At 66.5% G+C, this 17250-nt stretch carries 15 protein-coding genes; 14 read left to right on the top strand and 1 reads right to left on the bottom strand.

The annotated features are described in order from the left end of the window. Positions 1–114 precede the first annotated feature (114 nt). Entirely contained in the window at positions 115–1263 is a 1149-nt protein-coding gene (locus J8F10_RS00905) for a transglutaminase-like domain-containing protein (RefSeq protein WP_210651755.1), read from the bottom strand. Between the two features lie 136 nt (positions 1264–1399). On the opposite strand from J8F10_RS00905, the gene J8F10_RS00900 reads away from it, so the two are divergent. From J8F10_RS00900 to J8F10_RS00835, 14 genes are all read left to right on the top strand, one after another. Beyond that, positions 1400–2581 (top strand): tetratricopeptide repeat protein, encoded by a 1182-nt coding sequence (locus tag J8F10_RS00900; RefSeq protein ID WP_210651750.1) that lies wholly within the window; start codon positions 1400–1402, stop codon positions 2579–2581. Between the two features lie 42 nt (positions 2582–2623). Beyond that, the gene (locus J8F10_RS00895; protein ID WP_210651748.1) at positions 2624–4402 is read left to right on the top strand and encodes a CRTAC1 family protein; all 1779 of its coding nucleotides are present in this window, start codon (positions 2624–2626) and stop codon (positions 4400–4402) included. Positions 4403–4475: 73 nt separating this feature from the next. Then, the gene (locus J8F10_RS00890; RefSeq protein ID WP_210651746.1) at positions 4476–5399 is read left to right on the top strand and encodes a phosphotransferase enzyme family protein; all 924 of its coding nucleotides are present in this window, start codon (positions 4476–4478) and stop codon (positions 5397–5399) included. Positions 5400–5696: 297 nt separating this feature from the next. Continuing rightward, positions 5697–5894, top strand: a complete 198-nt coding sequence (locus tag J8F10_RS00885) for a Flp family type IVb pilin (protein WP_210651744.1) — start codon at positions 5697–5699, stop codon at positions 5892–5894. A 95-nt stretch (positions 5895–5989) separates the two neighbouring features. Continuing rightward, complete coding sequence (locus tag J8F10_RS00880; protein ID WP_210651738.1) at positions 5990–6178, top strand: Flp family type IVb pilin; 189 nt, start codon at positions 5990–5992, stop codon at positions 6176–6178. 141 nt (positions 6179–6319) lie between these two features. Next, the gene (locus J8F10_RS00875; protein WP_210651737.1) at positions 6320–7120 is read left to right on the top strand and encodes an A24 family peptidase; all 801 of its coding nucleotides are present in this window, start codon (positions 6320–6322) and stop codon (positions 7118–7120) included. 591 nt (positions 7121–7711) lie between these two features. Beyond that, a complete protein-coding gene (gene cpaB, locus J8F10_RS00870; RefSeq protein ID WP_210651736.1) occupies positions 7712–9064 on the top strand; it encodes a Flp pilus assembly protein CpaB in 1353 nt (450 codons plus the stop codon). 224 nt (positions 9065–9288) lie between these two features. Beyond that, positions 9289–11016, top strand: a complete 1728-nt coding sequence (locus J8F10_RS00865) for a type II and III secretion system protein family protein (RefSeq protein ID WP_210651735.1) — start codon at positions 9289–9291, stop codon at positions 11014–11016. Between the two features lie 111 nt (positions 11017–11127). Continuing rightward, positions 11128–12351, top strand: a complete 1224-nt coding sequence (locus tag J8F10_RS00860; RefSeq protein WP_210651734.1) for a response regulator — start codon at positions 11128–11130, stop codon at positions 12349–12351. Positions 12352–12548: 197 nt separating this feature from the next. After that, positions 12549–13847 carry a CpaF family protein gene (locus J8F10_RS00855; RefSeq protein WP_390891126.1) on the top strand — a complete coding sequence of 433 codons (1299 nt, stop codon included), beginning with the start codon at positions 12549–12551 and terminating at the stop codon, positions 13845–13847. Between the two features lie 156 nt (positions 13848–14003). Further along, positions 14004–14963, top strand: a complete 960-nt coding sequence (locus tag J8F10_RS00850) for a type II secretion system F family protein (RefSeq protein ID WP_210651732.1) — start codon at positions 14004–14006, stop codon at positions 14961–14963. A 125-nt stretch (positions 14964–15088) separates the two neighbouring features. Next, positions 15089–16051: a type II secretion system F family protein gene (locus J8F10_RS00845; protein ID WP_210651731.1), complete on the top strand. Its 963-nt coding sequence runs from the start codon at positions 15089–15091 to the stop codon at positions 16049–16051. Positions 16052–16113: 62 nt separating this feature from the next. After that, positions 16114–16800: a hypothetical protein gene (locus tag J8F10_RS00840; RefSeq protein ID WP_210651730.1), complete on the top strand. Its 687-nt coding sequence runs from the start codon at positions 16114–16116 to the stop codon at positions 16798–16800. Positions 16801–16913: 113 nt separating this feature from the next. Continuing rightward, complete coding sequence (locus J8F10_RS00835) at positions 16914–17138, top strand: hypothetical protein (protein ID WP_210651728.1); 225 nt, start codon at positions 16914–16916, stop codon at positions 17136–17138. Positions 17139–17250 lie beyond the last annotated feature (112 nt).

Here is a 17250-nt window from a genome sequence, read left to right as displayed (position 1 = left end):
CTAAATCCTGGGACCGCGCTCATCCGCCCGCACGTCCGAGGTGTGGTGATTGTTTGTGGCGGTGAATTATCAGAGAGTGGGAGGGTGGGACGCCCGCGGCCCCAGGAAAAGCAGTTATTTTTGGATCTCGACCAGCGTTTTCTCGCCGGCCGCACCGGTCTTGATGGTCTTGGTCGTAGCGCCAACTTTCACGACAAACTCCGCGTTCGGCGGAAGCTCGAACGTGAGGAAGTCGTTCGTGTCGGCCGTTTCGCCGCGTGACGTGCCATCAAACGCCTGCTTCGCGTCGGCGGTCGCGGTCACGGTCACCTTCTCGGCGACGCGCTTCTTGTTGGCGTCAATTACTTTCACTTCGAGGCGGAACGCCTCGGCTTTGGGCGCAGGCTTGGCGTAGCGATCAGTGACGTTCTCCGCGGGCACGTTCTTGTTCTTCATCGCCCACACGAGCGGGAAGTGCTGCGGGTTCTTCTTGAAACTGGCGGCGTAGATCGCGTGCTCGGGGACGTCCTTCTTGGCCTGCGCTGCGGCCCCGACGAACCACCCGCGGTCGAGGCCGCTCGGGTCGGGTTCACACGCCCCGGTAAAGTGCCAGCCCTTATCCCAAATTTCCACCCAGGTGTGGTTCCCGCGCTTGTCGGACCACAGCGGCGTACCGACGAGCCGCGCCGGGATGCCCACGGACCGCGCCGCATCACTCAACACGATCGAGAGCCCCGTGCAGGACGCCTTGCCCTGCTCGATGGACTCCTTCGGGCTCTGGTTCGGCGCCTTGCGCTGCGTGGAGTAGCCGAGTTTCAGCTTCTTGAACAACTCGCCGTTGAGCACCTGCACGGCCTCGGTCGGCGTCTTGCAGTTCTTCACCATCGGCACGCACAGCTCGTAGAACTCTTTGCGCCACGCATCCCGCTTCTCGTCCACGTTCGCGTAGGGCAGCACGTCGTTCAGGAAGATTTCTTCGGGAACGTCCTTCCCCCACGGCATTTCCTTGCGCGCCTTGTACGCCAGTTCCACGTTGGTAAGGAGGAACTCGGCCTTCAGCACCTTGAGGTCCACATCCGGCATGTTCGCAACGAGAAACGCCATTCCCTTGCGCTGGTCCTTCGGCACATCGGTGAGCGCCTTCTCCAGTTCCGCGCGGTTCTCTTTCGCGCTCTTGAGCGCCTGTTCCACGTCCGCGTCCCACCACGCGGCGGGTTCGGCGGCACCAAGCGGGAAGCACGCGGCCAACAACGCGACCGCAACGAAGGGGGCACGGAATAGCACGGTAGCGGCCCTTATGGATGGAGGAGCGAGCGGAGCCGGGAGGAGTGGATCATTCTAACGAAAGGAGCGACGCGGGAGCACACATTCCCGGGCTCCGCTGCTACAATAATGGCCACCTCGTCCCGAGACTCGCGTTATGCCTCGACGGAAGCCGACCACCGCTCCGCCGCAATCAAAAAAGACCGCCCACGCACCCCAAGCGCCTCAACTGCCCGCGAGATCGAAGCGGAACCGCAAATTCGTGCTCGGGCTCGCGCTCGTGGGGTTTCTCGTCGGGGTAGCGTGGGGCGCATGGGAAGTGCTCGGCCCGAACCCGCTCCGCGACGCCCGAGCCGCACTCGACCAGCGCGACTTCCATGCGGCCGATGAGATCCTGACGAAGTATTTGTCCAGGAACCCCAACGACCCCAAAGCCCTGCTCCTGGCCGCACGCACGGCCCGGCGCGAGGGCGAGTTCGCACGCGCGAAAGAGCGACTGGACGCCTACCTGCGGAAGAACCCGGCCAACGAAGCCTACGAACTCGAATCGAGCCTGTTGGCGGTGCAGTCCGGGAACCCCACCGGCGCGGACCGCTTGTTCGAGGCGTATGTCGGTCGGGCGGATGCGCCCGAAGCGCCGTTCGTCATGGAAGCGTATTTGGAAGGCAAACTCAAATTTCTCGCGCCCAACCACACGGTCACGATGGACATCGAGCGCGACGACCCGGCGGTCGTTACGCGGCTCCTCAAAGCAACGGAGGTGTGGTTGGCGCGCCGCCCCGGGCGCGCGGATCAGTCGCAGGGGCTGACATGGAAGGGGCGCATTTACGCCTACGCGCGCGACTACACGCAGAGCGTCGCCGCGCTCCGCGAAGCGCTCGCACTGGACCCGGACCACTTCGACGCCCGGTTGTATTTGGCGCTCGCGATCAGCCAGGTCGCCCCGCAAGAGTGCGTTCGGCACCTCGAGATCCTGCGCGCGCGGAAGCCCGATGACCGCCGGCTGCGCTACCTCGTGGCCACCGGTCAGCGCACGCTCGGGAACTTCGCCGAGTCGCGCCGGCTCCTGGACCAGATGCTCGCGGACGACCCGAACAGTCTCTCTGCGCTGGTCGAACTCGGGCTGTTGAACCTCGATGAAGGTAAACTCGTGGACGCCGAACCGCTGCTCCGAAAGGCGCTGAAACTCGCGCCCAACATCCCTGAAACCAACAGCGCGATGGGCCGGTGCGAAGCACTCCTGGGGCACCCGGCCGAGGCCGCACAGCACCGGAAGCGGTTCGACGAGATCACGGCCGAACGGAACCGCCCGCGCACGCCACCGGCGCCGAAACCGTAATTCAACCGAGTCCGCCGCTCCCACCGACCGGTACCCAAAAACATGCGAGCGCTCCCCTCTCCGTCGCGCATCACTTCGGCCCTCGCCGGCGTGGGTGCGGTCGCGCTGATTCTCGTTACCAGCGCCTGCGGGACGCGCGCACCGGAAACCAAGCCGACCGAACTTCCCCCAATCATTGAACCACACGAAGCTTACACCGGCCCGCCGTGGTTCCGCGACGTGACCGAGGCGTCCGGGGTCCGAGCTGCGTGTCGCAACGGCGAGGAAGCGGACCAGTTCACCATCCTCGAATCGCTCGGCACGGGCGTCGCACTGTTCGACTTTGATGGGGACGGGCGGCTCGACATTTTCGTGGTCGGCGGCGGGTACTTCGACGGTCCGACGAAGACGGATATCAAAGGGCACCCGTGCAAGCTGTACCGAAACCTCGGGAACATGAAGTTCGAGGACGTAACCGGCGCGGCCGGGCTCGCCGGCCCCTGGTGGTACACGCACGGGGTCGCGGTCGCCGACTACGACCGCGACGGGTGGCCGGATTTCGTCGTCACGGGCTACGGCCGCATCGGGTTGTTCCACAACGAGCCGGGCGAGAAGGGCGGGCGCCGGTTCGTTGATGTGAGCGAGAAACTCGGCCTCCGTGACACCTCGTGGAGCACCAGCGCCGGGTGGGGCGACCTCGACGGCGACGGGTACCCTGAACTCTACGTGTGCCACTACACCGACTGGTCGTTCGCCAATAACCCGATCTGTAAAGGCACATCGGCCGGCGTCCCGCGCGACGTGTGCGTGCCGCAGCGGTTCAAGCCGCTCGTCCACGCGCTGTTCAAGAACGATCGGGGCCAGGGGTTCCGCGACGTCGCGGTCGAGCAGCGGTTCAAGTCCGACGGTTACGGGTTGGGCGTCGTGCTCGCGGACCTGAACGCCGACGGGCGCCCCGACGTGTACGTGGCCAACGACGCCGCGCGCAACTTCCTCTTCTTCAACCGCGGGGGAGCACTCGAAGAGAAGGGCATCGCGTCGGGCACCGCGGTCGATGATTCGGGCCAGTTCAACGGCAGCATGGGCCTGGACGTCGTCGATTACGACGGGAGCGGGCGCGCGGCGCTCTGGATCACCAACTACCAGGGGGAGTTACACGCGCTCTACCACAACCTCGGCGCCGAAGTGTTCGACCACCGGTCGCGGCTCTTGGGCGTCGGTGCGATTGGGGTCCACCGTGTCGGGTTCGGTACGGCGTTCGTGGATCTCGATAACGACGGCTGGGAAGACGTGGTTGTGGTGAACGGGCACGTCCTCCGCAACCCCGCCGGGAGCTCGCCGAAGCAGCAACCCGTGCTGCTCCACAACACGGACAAAGAGGGCCGACGGTTCTTCCGCGATATCAGCACCCGCGGCGGCCCGTACTTCCAGGCCCAGGGCATGGCCCGCGGGCTGGCACTCGGCGACCTCGACAACGACGGCCACCCGGACCTCGTCGTGACGCAGAACAACGGGCCGGTCGTCGTCCTCCGCAACGAGGCGCCCGCACCGCACCCGTGGATTGGCGTCAAACTCGTCGGTAAGGGGAACCGCGATATCGTGGGCTCGACCGTGACCATCGATCTCGAGGGCCGGAAACTCACCCGGTTCGTAAAAGGTGGTGGTAGTTACCTTTCGGCCAATGATCCGCGCTTGCACTTCGGGCTGGGTGGGGGCAAAGTGAAGCGCGTGACGGTGCGGTGGGCGTGGGGCGAATCGCAGTCGTGGGAGGCCACCGAACCCAGTTCGTACTGGGAACTGACCGAGGGCCAACCGACCGCGAAGCGTCTCCCCACGCCCTGAACCACAAAGACCCACTGGTGTGAATCAATTCCTTACACAACCACCACTTACAGTCACCGAACATTTCGGTTCGGTGACCTCGGACCTCGCATGGCACCGGGCGACCGAGGGCTTTAGTGGTGCGGTGGTGTGGCGCGGGGATGATTCGACCAACACGCCCCGAGTGGCACTGAAGGGCTGGCCCATCGGCGTGAGCGCGGAGCGCGTTCGGCAAATTCACCTCTGGATGTCGCGAGCGGCTCATTTGCCCTTCGTGCCAGCCGTTTTCACGGGAACACACGGCTCCACCGCGGTCTTTGCAGACGGTCGGTTCTGGGACGCATGTCGCTGGGTGCCGGGCGAACCGCGTGCTCTGCTCACAGAAACGGAAGTGTGTGCCGCGTGCGATGCGATCGCACAGTTGCACCTGTGTTGGCCCCTCGCGCCGGCCCGCGGGCCGTGTCGCGGAGTCTTGAACCGAATCGAAGTGCTCACCGAGCACCGGGCGCGGTTCGATGACTGGAACCGCGTGCTGCCAGCGGTCGCACCAGAACTCGATTCGCTCTTGCGCCGGGCCGTGAAAGTCGTGCGTCGTTGCGCAGATCCTGCGATCTCCGCGCTGCGCCCGTGGAGCGCTCGACCACTCGTGTCGCGGCCCGTCCTGCGCGACTTGCGGAGCGAACACGTTCTCTTTACGGCCGACCGCGTGACCGGGATCATCGACTTCGGAGCGATGGCGATCGACCACCCGGCTATTGATCTGGCGCGATTTCTCGGTGAATCCTCTAGTGCCCGGGACGCAATATTCAGCGCCGGCCTCAGTGCGTACCGGTCCGCAGCGGTACTCGACGCGCCCGACGAGTTCGTTCACTTGCTCGCCCGCACCGGGATCGTGTGCTCGGTGCTCGGCTGGCTCGTTCGCCTCGTTGTGCGTCGCGAACCCGTCCCCCGCCCCACCGCGACCGCGGCGCGGTTGACCCATCTGCTCACACGCGCCGAAGAAATCACGCACTTTTAGCCGCTTTTCCAGCCCTTTGCGCACAGTCGGATTTCTCGGCAAATGCCGCAGAAATAGCCAACTCGGTAATTTGACACCCTCCGCGCGCGTTCTACTGTTCCGTTGTGAACGGGTCGTCTGGCAACGCCGGCTCGGTTTCGGAGACGGCCCGGTGGTTCGAGTGGAACCGGTTCGGGGGCAGGGGACGGTTCTTGTTCCGAGCGCCCAGGGGACCGGGAAAACGAGACGCACCTGTGGCACCGTCCGCGTGATCGGGGTCGGCGACCAGTTGGCCCGTGCAGCATTCGGAGAGAAGCCATGCTCGGCCGGTTCACACGAAGGGTCGTGAACTTCCTGAAAGGGGAAGACGGCCCGACCGCAGTCGAGTACGCCGTCATGCTCGCGCTGATTATCGTGGTTATTGTCGCGGCGGTCAGCAACATCGGCAGTACGACCAGCGGAATGTACAACAATTTGAGTCTCCAGGGCGTCAAGCCCGGCGGCTCGGGCTCGTGACCGTGTTCGGTTCGTGCGAAAAGCGGGGTCCCGGGCGGGGAAACTCGGGACCACGCGAAACCCTCTTTAATTTCTTCACAACGGGAGATCGGATCATGCGCAGTTTGACCAAGAACGTGGTGTCGTTCCTGAAGGCCGAAGACGGCCCGACGGCCGTCGAGTACGCGGTGATGTTGGCCCTCATCGTCGTGGTGTGCATCGCCGCCATCACCACCCTCGGCTCCAACGCCAACAGCACCTTCAGCTTCGTCGGCTCCTCGATCAAGCCGCCCGCCGGGAGCTGATACGTAGCCAATGGTTTGCACGATACGGGCCGAGCCGCGCCGCGGCCCGGCCCGCGTCGCGCCGCCCGCCGCGCCGCCCACCGGACACCGACCCACGGATTCCGACTCGCAACCCGAACCCGCGAACGAGGTGATTTCCCGATGAGCAACGCCGCTCCTGCTATCCCCCAGTCCACCGCAACCGCCACCGCACCCGATGATTCGCTCGGCATCGACCGCGCGTTCGTCCTCCAAATGGCCCGGATGCCGGTCCTCGCGCTCCTCTGGATCGGTGCCGCAATTGCGTCGCACCACATCTGGGCCGCGATTTGGCCCGAAGGGTTGAACGCCGGGCCGCTGGTCGTCATCAGCTTCGGCATGATCCTGGCCGCGTTCATCGACGGCTGGGCACTGAAGGTTCCCAACTGGATCACCTTTCCCCTGGTTCTGAGCGGCTGGGCGCTCGGCGCGCTGCACGACTTCGGCGTCCACGCGGACGCGGGCACCGGCGGCTTCGCGCTCGCGGTCCTCGGCACCGCGTTCGGCTTCATTCTGCTCCTCCCGATGCTCGCGATCGGCGGCGTCGGCGCCGGCGACGTGAAGATGCAAATGGGCTTCGGGGCGTGGGCCGGGGCCTACTTCGGGACCGGGGCGACCACGGCCGATGCCGGCGGCGCCGCCCTGCACGGAATGGGGGTCGTGTTCTGGGCCTTCTGCTTCGGGGCGCTCGCGGGCGGGGCGTTCGGCCTCGTCATCATCCTGCTCCGCCGCCAGTTCAGCCAGAACGCGGGAATCGTCCGCGAGATCATGAGCGACCTGCAGATGTTCGGCACCGGCCAGGTGAGCGCCGCGAGCAAGCGCGCCCACGACCGCCGCAGCCGGTGGACCAAACTGCCCTACGGCATCCCGCTGTGCGTCGGGTTCCTGTTGTACATGGCCTACACGCTGCTGCTGGTGGGCTAGACCGTTTCTGCCCGGTCGGGGCGGGGCCGGCACGAACGAGACGCTCTCTCGGGCACCGCCCCAGCGGGCACCGAGAGCGGAACCGCGACCATCGGTTCCCAACACACGAATCTTTCGACCCAATCGGAAAAATCCGGTAACTCGCAACAACCGGGCCGATTGGGGTGAACTATAGAACTGGCAAGCTGCGAATTCTCCGCACGCTCAGGAAACTCCGAAACATTGAAGGAACCCGACCCGCCCGGTCGATTCAGAGGGCGGGGAGAAAAGGCGTTACACGACATCGTTCTGGTAAATCCGGCAAGGTTCAGCCGACCGGCGCACTCTCCGGAGTCCGCAACGGTCCCTGGTCCGGAACACGATGTGAGTGGCGCTGCGGGTCGCGACCAACAGCGGGCTTTACGGCCCCGGTCAGCACCCGATCCCGGGCGACCGGAGCCGGGGCGCGGCCGCGTGAGGCCGACGCAGGGGCCGCACCGTTAGAAACGGTGCCGCCCGGTAACCCGGTCGTCTCTTCCCCTTGTGAGACGAGGTACGGGCTGACCGCCGCTGGCAGTTGGGCCATTTTTTGTCTCCGAGGGGGTAGCACCCATGAAACAAAAGAACGTGGTTTTGATGGTGGTGGCGGTGGGGTGCGGCCTCGTGGCCGCGTTCCTCACCTCCCAGATGAGCGCCAAACAGATCGAGCAGGTCGACGTGGTCGTCGCGGCCAAGGACCTGCCGGTCGGCACGATCCTGACGCGCGACGAACTGAAGGACACGGTGAAGATCGTCAAGCGGCCGAAGGAGGGCCTGCCCCTCACGGTGGTGATCAACCCGGAAGAACTGGCGGACAAGCGCCTGTCGCGCCCGCTGCGGGCCGACGAGCCGATCACCACCCAGGACCTCAGCAAGGGGGCGATCATCACCCTGCCCGAGGGGTACGACATGCAGTCCCTTCAGGTCAGCGCGGCGCAGGCCGCGGCCGGGTTCGTCGGGCCGGGCAGCCGGGTGAACGTGAACGCCACGCTGCGCCTGGGCAACAAACTGGAAGCGTTCCCGCTGCTGGTAAACATGCTCGTGGTCGCGGTGGACACCAACACCGCCTACGCCAAGGACAGCAACGGCACGTTCCCGAGCATGAACACGGTGTCGTTCGCGGTGAAGGAGAAGGAAGCGCTGCTGCTGTCGCTCGCCAAGAGCCGCGGGTGCAGCATCGAACTGCTGCTCCGCAACCAGAACAAGAACACGGAATCGGACAAGAAGTACAACATCGACGAGGTCATCAAACTGCTGTCCGACGACAAGGACAAGTCCAACATCTCCGGGGCGGTCAGCGGTGACACGAGCGAGAAGAAAAAGGACGGGACCGAGGCCCCCAAGACGAGCGAGAAGCCCGTCGAAAAGGTGGCCGAGAAGCCGATCGAGACGGCCCCGCCCGTCGCCCCGGCCCCGGCCGTCGCGATGGTGAAGGTGCTCGTGGCCAAGCACGACATCGCCCCGAACACCGACATCACGAAGGACCTGATCGCCGACGCGTTCGAGGAAAAGGCGCTGCCGAAAGAGTTCGCCGGGAACGCCCTGGGCGATCTGAGCGAGGCCCTCGGACAGGCCCTGAAGACGGGGGTCTCGAAGGGCCAGTGGGTCACACCCGGCATGGTCGGGATCCAGGCCCCGAAGTCGGCGCCCCAGGAGTTCTTTCAGCCATCGAAGCCGGCCGTCGAAGCCCCGAAGACCCCGCCGGTCCCGGTGGAGCCGCAACCGGTGGTGAAGAAGAAGACGCTCGACGTCGCGATCCACACCGCCGGCGCATCGATGATCCACCGGTACGAAGAGGTGGCGCCGGGCAAGTGGAAGAAGATCGCCGAGCTGACCCCGGAGCAAGCCGCGAAGGGGGACCAGCCGAACAAAGACGAGAACAAAGACGAGAAGAAGGCGGAGCCGGAGAACAAGATCCGCGATTGACGAAGCAACCCGTTCTGCGCGCGGCGGCGAAGGTCGCGCGTGGAACGAACCCCACCGGGCGCCCGCGGTCATGACGACCAATGGTGCCCGGCGGACGCCCCGGCGGACCTCAAAAGCCGCCGCGCTAATGGACCCGACCGGTTCCGGCCCCGAACCGGCCGGCCGGTGAGACCGTGCAGCCGGGCCGGGGTGACCCCGCCCGTTTTACGAGGAGAGGTGACAGGATGCACCGTAACCGTTCCACCCGACGGCTGCTGCCGTGGGCTTGCATTTTGACGCTCGGACTGGCCGCCGTGACGACGGGCCGCGCGCAACCACAACCGCCCGACACAAAGAACCCGCTCCCGGTCACGATCGATCGGACCGGCGCGATCATCGTTCCGCTCGGCGGCCTGGCGACGTTCTCGCCCCCCGAGTTGGTGGTGGCGCCGACCGACATCCTCGTGAGCAACGACTTGGTTCTCAGGGTGCGCCTCGATCCCGCGGACCCGAAGAAGCTGCTCCTGACCGGGCTCAGCGCGGGCGTGAGCCAACTGACCATCGTGCGCAAGGACCTGCCCCCGCTGAAGTACGACGTGATCGTGCAGACGGACTACGCCCTGCTCCGCGCGATCATCAAGCGGACCGTGCCGACCGCCAGCGTGGACGTGCAACCGGGCCTCAACAACTCGATCGTGCTGAGCGGGTACGTGACCAGCCCGCAGGACGCGGACACCGTGGCCCGGCTCGCGAACAGCGCGGTCGGCGGGGCCAACGCGAACGTCATCAACGCGGTCCAGGTCGGCGGCGTCCAGCAGGTAGAAATCGACGTCGTGGTCGCCTCGGTGGACCGCAACCAGCTCCGGAGCCGCGGGTTCGACTTCGCCGCCCCGGGGCGCGGGAGCTTCGGGTTCAGCAGCCTGGTGAGCGGGCTCATCGGCGTGCAGACCGGGGCCGGCGCGATCCCGACGTTCAGCACCGATTCGAACCTTCAAGCGGCCGTCGTGCCCAACCGGTTCTTCGGTGCCCTCCGCGCCCTGCGGAGCGAAGGGGTCGCGAAGTTCCTGGCCGAGCCCCGGGTCGTGACCCAGACCGGGCGCCCCGCGTTCTTCCGGGCCGGCGGGCAGCAGGCGATCCTCAGCAGCACCTCGGGCATCACCGGCCCCGGCGTGACCCTGGTGCCGTTCGGGACCGAACTCGAGGTGGTGCCGATCGTGTACGGGAACGGGTCGATCTGGCTGGACATCAACCCGCGCATCACCGCGGTGAGCCAGGCCCTCGGGATCACGGTCGGCGGGGCGAGCAGCCCGGGCTTCACGGAACAGAGCGTCCGGTCCACGGTGCTGCTCGAGTCGGGCCAGACGTTCGCCATCGGCGGGCTGATCCAGAACAGCGTGGGCGCCACGTCCACGAAGATCCCGCTCCTGGGCGACCTGCCGTTCTCGGGCACGTTCTTCAGCCGCGTGGACCACACGGTCCGCGAGAGCGAACTCGTGATCCTGGTGACCCCGCGGTTGGTCCACCCGATGGACCCGTGCCAGACCCCGAAGCGGCTCCCGGGACAAGAAACCCGCACGCCCGACGATTATGAACTATTCTTGGAAAACGTTCTGGAAGTGCCCCGCGGCCAGCGCAAGGTGTGGAACGGCAAGTGCTACAACGCCCCGTACAAGTCCGACCCGACCCTCGGCAAGTACCCGTGCGTCGGCGGCGCCTGTGCCAACCCGAACGGGACGTTCCTGCCGAATAACGCGGCCAGCACCCTGATTAACCCGCTGTCCGGCTCGCACCAGGGCGGCTCGATGGTTCCGGCCCCGGGCGGGGCGGCCGCAACCGCTCCCGCACCGATGGCCCCGGCGACCCTGCCGCCGACCTCGGACGTTCCGGCGGCCCTGCCGCCGATCCCCGCGGCGGCCGCCCCGGAACCGGCCCCGATCCTCCCGCCTGTGGGCGGACTTCCGGTCCCGCAATAACACGGCGGGAAATGGTGTGCTAGCTTAGTTCTGCCGCGGCACCGAGTGGTGCCGCGGCGGGGCGCCCGACCCGAACGACCCCTACGCGACACAACAGACTCGGTGGTGGCCATGCAACGCGTCGCGATCGTAGACCCGAACGAATCGACCCGCGAATCGCTCCGCACGCTGTTGCTCGGGGTCGATTTCGTGTGGCTCGAGGCCGAGTGCGCCCGCTACGAGTATTTTTTTGAAGTGATCCAGGCGTCCACGCCGGACCTCGTGATCGTCACCCTCGACGCGGACAAGAACAAAGCCCTGCAGATGATCGGCCAGCTCTCGGTGGAACACCCGAAGCTGCCCATCCTGACCATCAGCCACGACCACCAGGCCCTGCTCCAGTCGCTCCAAAAGGGGGCGAAGTACTTCCTGACGCACCCGGTCGGGCTCGAGGACATGCTCGCCGCGCTGCGGCGGGCGCTGGGCGAGAGCGGCGGGTCCGACTCGCCCACGGCGGGCGGCAGCTCGTCCGCCCGGCAGACCGGCTCGTCCTCGATGATCGCGGTCCTCGGGTCCCGCGGCGGCGTGGGCACCACGACCCTCGCGGTCAACATGGCCGCGACCCTGGCCGCCGACCCGACCCACTCGGCCGCCCTCATCGACCTCGACCTGACGCTCGGGGACGCCGACATCGCGCTGGAAGTGAACGGGTTCGAGAACATCAGCATCGCGGACCTGGCCCGGAACATCGAGCGCCTGGACATGAACTTCCTGCGCCGCGCGATGGCGAAGCACGAACCGACCGGGCTCGCGATCCTCCGGCACCCGCTCGAGATCGCCGAGGTCGGCGCGATCCACGAGCAGCACGTGGAGCGCATCCTCAACCTGCTGAAGATCAGCTACACGCACCTGGTGCTGGACCTGAGCAAGTGCCTGCTCCCGACGGACCTGATGGCGCTCCGCATGGCCGACGTCATCATGCTGGTCGCGCAACTGGAGCTGAGCAGCCTGCGGAACGTGGTGCGCCTGATCCACTGCTTGAGCGGCGACGAGGGCCTCGCGGACAAGATCCGCGTGGTCATCAACCGCCAGGGCGCGGACTCGGTCGAAGAGGGCATCAGCCCGAAGAAGGCCGAGGAAGTCATCGGCAAGCCGATCTTCTGGCAGGTGCCCAACGACACGAAGGCCGTGATCGGCGCCCGGGTCGCGGGGCACCCGCTCGTGAAGCACGCCCCGAAGAGCCGCGTGCAGCAGAGCATCTACGGCCTCACCCAGGCGCTCTACGGCAAACCGGTCGGCGCGCCGGCCGACGCGAAGGGCAGCAAGGGCGGGTGGGGCCTCTTCGGAAAGCGGTAACCGTTCGCCCGCAGCCCGGTCCGTCGTCCCCGGACGCGCGACCCGTGATTCGCGCCCGAGAACCGACGCCCCCGTGACCCGGGTCCGGGACCAAGGATTGACGCACCATGAGCCGACTTCAGCAAGGGATCTCGAAGCTCAACAGCCTCAACGGGGCCAGCGGCGCGAGCAGCATCTCGCGCCTGTCCAGCCCGAGCATGGGGGGCGGGCCCGGGGGCGGGAAGAACTTCGACGAGTTGAAGCGGCAGATCCACTCGAAGCTGGTCGAGCGGCTCGACTTCACCCGCGTGAAGGACCTGTCCAGCGAGGCGATGCGGCGCGACATCCGCCGCGTGATCGAGCACCTGTGCGACACCGAGAACCCGCTCCTCAACCGGATCGAGCGCGAGAAGCTGATCGAGGAGGTGCTCGACGAGACGCTCGGGTTCGGCCCGCTCGAGATCCTGCTCAAGGACCCGACGGTCAGCGACATCCTGGTGAACGGCCCGCACAAGTGCTACGTCGAGCGCCGCGGGAAGCTCGAGAAGACGGAAGTGAAGTTCCGCGACAACGACCACCTGATGCAGATCATCGACCGGATCGTGTCGAAGGTCGGGCGCCGCGTGGACGAAACGAGCCCGATGGTGGACGCGCGCCTGCCGGACGGGTCCCGCGTGAACGCGGTGATCCCGCCGATCTCACTGGACGGGCCGAGCCTCAGCATCCGGCGCTTCGGGGCCAACCCGCTGAAGCTCGAGGACCTGCTGAACTACAAGGCGTTCACGCCCGAAATGGCGATGCTCATGGAGGCGTGCATCAAGGCCCGGCTCAACGTGCTCATCAGCGGCGGGACCGGGTGCGGTAAGACGACGCTCCTGAACACGCTGTCGAGCTTCATCCCGGGCGACGAGCGGGTGGTGACGATCGAGGACGCGGCCGAACTGCAACTGCAACAGGACCACGTGGTGCGGCTCGAGACCCGGCCGCCGAACATCGAGGGCAAGGGGGCCGTGAGCACGCGCGACTGCGTGCGGAACGCCCTGCGCATGCGGCCCGAACGGATCATCATCGGCGAGGTCCGCGGGTCCGAGGCCCTGGACATGCTCCAGGCCATGAACACCGGTCACGGCGGGTCGCTGGCCACGCTCCACGCGAACACCCCGCGCGAGGCCCTCACGCGGTTGGAAACGATGATCATGATGGGCGGGTTCGAGCTCCCGGTGAAGGCGATGCGGCAGCAGATCAGCTCCGCCATCGACATCATCATCCAGGCGAACCGGCTCCAGGGCGGTCCCCGAAAGATCACCCACATCACGGAAGTGATGAACATGGAGCAGGACATCATCATCATGCAGGAAGTGTTCCGGTACAAGCAGCTCGGCATCGACCAGAACGGCCGCGCCTACGGCCAGTTCGAGGCGACCGGGGTCCGGCCCTCGTTCATCAACCGGCTCGAGTCGAAGGGCGTGAAGCTGCCCTCGAACATGTTCGCCGAGCGCGTCCTGATGCGCGACTAATGGCGAGCGCACCGATTCGCCCGGCCCGGTTCGCCCGAACACACACGCACGGCCCGACAGGATTCGGGTTTGCACGACACGGCCACGGATGGCGGGACTCGTACACGCACCGGGCGGCTGCGCCCGGCTTGGGTAACCCGCGCCAGGTGGACTCAGATGAACCCGATTTTGCTCCCGATTCTGATCGGCGGCCTGGTGATCGCGATGGTCGCCATGATGTACGTCGCGCTCCGCCGGACCGACGAGGGGGCGGCCGCGGACCGGCTCGACCAACTGGTCGGGCGGAACTCGCGGAAGGACTCCTCCGCCGACATGCTGCTCAAGCAGGCGCTCCAGGAGGTGGACCGCAAGACGCTGATGGACAAGCTGATGCCGGAGTTCTTCAACCTCACGAAGACCTTCGAGCAGGCCGACTGCAACATCAAGCCCAGTGCCCTGTTCGGGATCTCGCTCGGGCTCGGCGTCCTGGGCGCGGCCCTGAGCATCTGGCTCGTGAACATGTACGTGCTGCCCCTGGGCGCGGTCCTGTTCTTCACCCTCCCCTGGGTGTGGCTGTACACCAAGCGCTCCGGGCGCCTGAAGAAGTTCGCCGGCCAGTTGCCCGACGCGATGGAGCTCGTCGCCCGCGCGCTGCGGGCCGGGCACTCGCTGGCGGCCGGGATGCACGTGGTCGCCGAGGAAATGCCGGCCCCGATCTGCAAGGAATTCGGCCGGGTGTACGAGGAGCAGAACCTGGGCATCCCGCTGGAAGAGGCCCTCAAGGGGATGTGCGACCGGGTGCCGAACCTGGACCTCCGGTTCTTCGTGACCAGCGTCGCGATCCAGCGCCAGACCGGTGGCGACCTGGCCGAGATCCTGGACCGCATCGGGCACGTGATCCGCGAGCGGTTCAAGATCCTGGGCCAGGTGAAGGCGCTGACCGCGGAAGGGCGGCTCTCGGGCATCGTGCTCATCGCCATGCCGATCGGCCTGTTCATCATGATGTTGTGGATGAAGCCCGACTACGTGCAGATGCTCTGGAAGGACCCGATGGGCATCAACATGTCGATCGGGGCCGTCGTGCTCATGCTGATCGGCTCCTTCGCCATCAAGAAGATCGTGGACATCAAAGTCTGAGCGCGTTCCGTGTTCAGTTTTCGGCCGAACAGTCCGGGAACTGGCCGACCGCCCGCGGGACCGCGACGGCCCAAGAACTGAGCACTGCAAACTGAACACTAGAAACTGACAACCGGAGACTCCCTGTGGAACTGTTCGCACTCCTGTCCGCCGACGACATAGCCCCGGTCCTCGTGTTCGTCGCTATTATGGCGGGCACGTTCTGGGTGCTCTCGCTGATCTCCAACCGCAACAGCCAGGCCGAGGAGCGCCTGGAGCGCATCGGCCGGCCCAAGTCGCTGGTCGAGATCGAAATGTCGCAGGCCGAGTCGCAGGGCCGGTTCAAGGGGCTCAAGGACGCGTTCAACAACCTCGGCGGGGTGATGGAGCCCGGGACCGAGCTGGAGAAGAACACGATCCGGATCAAACTGGCCAACGCCGGGTTCCGGAGCGAGAACGCGGCGGGCGTGTACCAGGGCATCCGCGTAGTTTGCCTAGTCACCTTCCTACTTCCCGCACTTTTCTTTTTCTTGCTCAAAGACGGCTTCACCGTGAAGTCGATTGAATGGACAGTGGGGCTCGCCGGGATCGGGTTCTACTTCCCGCAGCTCGCGCTCTGGCACCTGCGGACGAGCCGGCAGAAGGAGATCTTCCTCACCCTGCCGGACGCGCTCGACCTGTTGGTGGTGTGCGTCGAGTCCGGGCTCGGCCTGGACGCGGCCCTGCGGAAGGTGACCGACGAGATGAAGGGGCACGCGAAGACCATTTGCGAGGAGTTCTCGCTCGCGAACCTCCAGTTGCAGATGGGGCGCCCCCGGCGCGAGGTGCTCCACGACCTCGGCGTGCGCACCGGGGTCGACGACGTGCGCAGCCTGGCGGCGATCCTGATCCAGGCCGACCGGTTCGGTTCGAGTATCGCCCAGGCGCTCCGGGTGCAGTCCGATTCGATGCGGACCCGGCGGCGCCAGTTGGCCGAGGAGAAGGCGGCGAAGACGGCGGTGCAACTGATCTTCCCGCTGGTGCTGTTCATCTTCCCGGCGATCTTCGTGGTTCTGGTCGGCCCCGCGGCCATCCAGATCCAGAAGAACCTGTTGAGTAAGGGTGGTTAATTAACCCGATCCCGGGCAGGACGCCCGGTTCGGTTCTCTCGGTTCTCAAGGAGGAGAGTGCGATGACCAAGACGATTCGCGCGGCCGCCGCGGCCGCGATTCTGACGAGCGGGTTGGGGTCCGTCGGGTGCGTGGGCACCGGAACCAGTGGGCGCCCGACGATCGAGGACCGGGCACGGAACGTCTACGACCCGTGCTACCCGGAGCGCTACAACCACGCGGCGCGGCAAGCCGTGCTCGCGCCCTTCGCGCAGCAGGTCCACAACGGGCACGTGCTGAACCACACCATCTTCACCTACTACTTCGAGACCGGCTCCGACAAGCTCACGTCGGCCGGGACGGAGAAACTGGACTCGATCGTCCGGACGCGCCCGGCGCCGGACCCGAAGCTGTACCTCCAAACGGCGACGGACCTCCCAATGACCGACGCTAACGCGGCCAAGATCGTTGACCTGCGGAGCGAACTGGACGGGAAGCGGGCGGCGGCCATCCAGAAGTACCTGGCCAGCGTGACGACGTTCGCGCCGGTCTCCTTCGAGATCTACGTCCACAACCCGGCCACCCCCGGCATCAACGCCGAGTTCACCGCGAACCCGTACCGCTCGTCGGGCCAGGGCTACCGCGGGGGCATCACGGGGAGCATCGGCGGCGGTGCCACCGGCACCGGCGGGGGCGGGGGCACCCGGGGCACGAGCCTGACCTCGCCCGCGGGCACCGGGGGCGGGAGCGGCACGGTGGCGCCGCGGTAACCCGTTCGCCACGCCCGAAAACCGTTCCGGGGCCGGGAGCCGCTTGTGGGCTCCGGCCCCGGTTTCGTGTCCTACACTCAAAGTGCGCCCACCCACAGTTGGGAACCGCACCAATGACGATCCGATCACGCGCCCGCTTCGCCCTCGCGCTCTGCGCCACGACACTCTGCGCCCGCCCCGCGGGGGCGTCCGACGCCCCGCTCATCGCGGGCTACTGGACCGAGTTCTACGACCACTGGACCGGCGTCCTGCAGCAACAGAACGGCGTCGTCATGGCGGCGCTGGTGTTCGGGGTCGTCTGCCTCTTCATCATCACGCGCGGGAAGTGGCGGAAGTAGCGCCCCGCGCGTCGCCCGTCTCCCCGGTCGCAAGAAATGACCGGCCATAAGGTTGGGCACCGGCCCATTCCCGTCGCTTGTACCGCACCGCGCCCGCAAGGGAGCGGGAAGC

It is taken from the genome of Gemmata palustris (assembly GCF_017939745.1).
Lineage (GTDB): Bacteria > Planctomycetota > Planctomycetia > Gemmatales > Gemmataceae > Gemmata > Gemmata palustris.
Note: the sequence above shows the minus strand (reverse complement) of the source record. Positions and strands in the feature narration are given on the sequence as shown.

What these genes read in the sequence shown, in the direction of transcription:
- J8F10_RS00855 (WP_390891126.1), top strand. Translation starts at nt 12,549, where the DNA reads ATGGGGGGCGGGCCCGGGGGCGGGAAGAACTTCGACGAGTTGAAGCGG.
- J8F10_RS00895 (WP_210651748.1), top strand. Translation starts at nt 2,624, where the DNA reads ATGCGAGCGCTCCCCTCTCCGTCGCGCATCACTTCGGCCCTCGCCGGC.
- J8F10_RS00900 (WP_210651750.1), top strand. Translation starts at nt 1,400, where the DNA reads ATGCCTCGACGGAAGCCGACCACCGCTCCGCCGCAATCAAAAAAGACC.
- J8F10_RS00885 (WP_210651744.1), top strand. Translation starts at nt 5,697, where the DNA reads ATGCTCGGCCGGTTCACACGAAGGGTCGTGAACTTCCTGAAAGGGGAA.
- J8F10_RS00865 (WP_210651735.1), top strand. Translation starts at nt 9,289, where the DNA reads ATGCACCGTAACCGTTCCACCCGACGGCTGCTGCCGTGGGCTTGCATT.
- J8F10_RS00840 (WP_210651730.1), top strand. Translation starts at nt 16,114, where the DNA reads ATGACCAAGACGATTCGCGCGGCCGCCGCGGCCGCGATTCTGACGAGC.
- J8F10_RS00875 (WP_210651737.1), top strand. Translation starts at nt 6,320, where the DNA reads ATGAGCAACGCCGCTCCTGCTATCCCCCAGTCCACCGCAACCGCCACC.
- J8F10_RS00835 (WP_210651728.1), top strand. Translation starts at nt 16,914, where the DNA reads ATGACGATCCGATCACGCGCCCGCTTCGCCCTCGCGCTCTGCGCCACG.
- cpaB (WP_210651736.1), top strand. Translation starts at nt 7,712, where the DNA reads ATGAAACAAAAGAACGTGGTTTTGATGGTGGTGGCGGTGGGGTGCGGC.
- J8F10_RS00880 (WP_210651738.1), top strand. Translation starts at nt 5,990, where the DNA reads ATGCGCAGTTTGACCAAGAACGTGGTGTCGTTCCTGAAGGCCGAAGAC.
- J8F10_RS00860 (WP_210651734.1), top strand. Translation starts at nt 11,128, where the DNA reads ATGCAACGCGTCGCGATCGTAGACCCGAACGAATCGACCCGCGAATCG.
- J8F10_RS00850 (WP_210651732.1), top strand. Translation starts at nt 14,004, where the DNA reads ATGAACCCGATTTTGCTCCCGATTCTGATCGGCGGCCTGGTGATCGCG.